This is a genomic window from Rhodococcus sp. 06-221-2 (assembly GCF_002258365.1).
In the GTDB taxonomy this organism is placed as follows: domain Bacteria; phylum Actinomycetota; class Actinomycetes; order Mycobacteriales; family Mycobacteriaceae; genus Rhodococcoides; species Rhodococcoides fascians.
In genome coordinates this window covers 1-1657 of sequence record NZ_NOYJ01000022.1, presented here as the reverse complement: position 1 = coordinate 1657, position 1657 = coordinate 1, and the positions used below count along the sequence as shown (strand labels likewise).

The 1657-nt window shown below is 64.5% G+C and carries 2 protein-coding genes; both read left to right on the top strand.

The window, feature by feature from the left end; all coding sequences use genetic code 11:
* On the top strand, positions 1-1044 hold a 1044-nt coding region (locus tag CH281_RS11545), incomplete at its 5' end, for an S-(hydroxymethyl)mycothiol dehydrogenase (protein ID WP_179274181.1).
* Positions 1041-1657, top strand: a 617-nt coding sequence (locus CH281_RS11540) for an MBL fold metallo-hydrolase (RefSeq protein ID WP_094694180.1), incomplete at its 3' end; no start/stop codon positions are given. The genes CH281_RS11545 and CH281_RS11540, both read left to right, overlap by 4 nt.

Genomic DNA, 1657 nt, shown 5'->3' with positions numbered 1-1657 from the left:
GAGCCCGTCTCGATCGAGACGATCACCATTCCCGATCCCGGCCCGAACGATGTCGTGGTCACCATCGCCGCGTGCGGGGTGTGTCATACCGATCTGCATTACCGCGAGGGCGGCATCAACGACGAGTTCCCGTTCCTGCTCGGCCACGAAGCCGCAGGCACCGTCGAAACCATCGGCGACGCTGTCACTCATGTCGAGGTCGGTGATTTCGTGGTGTTGAACTGGCGGGCGGTGTGCGGGGAATGCCGAGCCTGCAAGAAAGGCACCCCCTGGTACTGCTTCGACACCCACAATGCGTCGCAGAAGATGACTCTCGCCGACGGCACCGAACTGTCCCCTGCGTTGGGGATCGGGGCGTTCGCCGACAAGACCCTCGTCCACGAAGGCCAGTGCACCAAGGTCGACCCGGACTCCGATCCGGCGGTGGTGGGGTTGCTCGGCTGCGGGGTGATGGCCGGGTTGGGTGCGGCGATGAACACCGGCCACGTCTCGCGCGGGGATTCGGTGGCGGTGATCGGGTGCGGCGGTGTCGGCGATGCTGCGATCGCCGGGGCCCGCCTGGCGGGGGCGTCGACGATCATCGCCGTCGACCGCGACAAGAAGAAACTCGACTGGGCTCTCGAACTCGGTGCCACGCACACTGTCGATGCCTCGCAGGTCGATGCGGTCGAGGCCATCCAGGAGTTGACCGGTGGGTTCGGGGCGGATGTCGTCATCGATGCCGTCGGTCGCCCGGAAACCTGGAAGCAGGCGTTCTACGCCCGCGATCTCGCCGGGACCGTCGTCCTCGTCGGGGTGCCGACCCCGGAGATGACCGTCGAGATGCCGTTGATCGATTTCTTCTCCCGCGGTGGGTCGTTGAAGTCGTCGTGGTACGGCGATTGCCTACCGGAGCGGGATTTTCCGATGTTGGTCGATCTGTACGAGCAGGGTCGGTTGCCGCTCGAGAAGTTCGTGACCGAACGGATCGGTCTCGGTGATATCGAGGCGGCGTTCGAGAAGATGCATCAGGGCACGGTGCTGCGTTCGGTGGTGGTCCTGTGAGCGGGCAGTTGCGGGTCGAGAAGGTTGTCACGTCGGGGACGTTCGCGCTCGATGGTGGCGAGTGGGAGGTCGACAACAACATCTGGTTGGTCGGTGACGACGACGAGGTGGTGATCGTCGATGCTGCGCATACGGCCGGTCCGATCGTCGATGCGGTCGCCGGTCGGCACGTGCGGGCGATCGTGTGTACGCATGGTCACAACGATCATGTGACGGTCGCTCCGCAGTTGTCGGGGGAGTTGGATGCGCCGATTCTGCTGCATCCGGCCGATGATGTGTTGTGGGAGCAGACGCATCCGGGCATCGGGCATTCGGTGCTCGAGGACGGTCAGCGGATCACCGTCGCGGGGACGGAGATCGTGGCGTTGCATACTCCCGGTCATTCGCCGGGGTCGAGTTGTCTGTATCTACCCGAGGCCGGTCAGTTGTTCTCGGGGGACACGTTGTTCTCCGGTGGGCCAGGTGCGACGGGTCGGTCGTATTCGGATTTCCCGACGATCATCGGCTCGATCCGGGATCGATTGTTCGCGTTGCCCGCCGAGACCCGAGTCAACACCGGGCACGGAGACGGAACGAGTATCGGGGACGAGTCCCCGCACCTCGAAGAATGGAT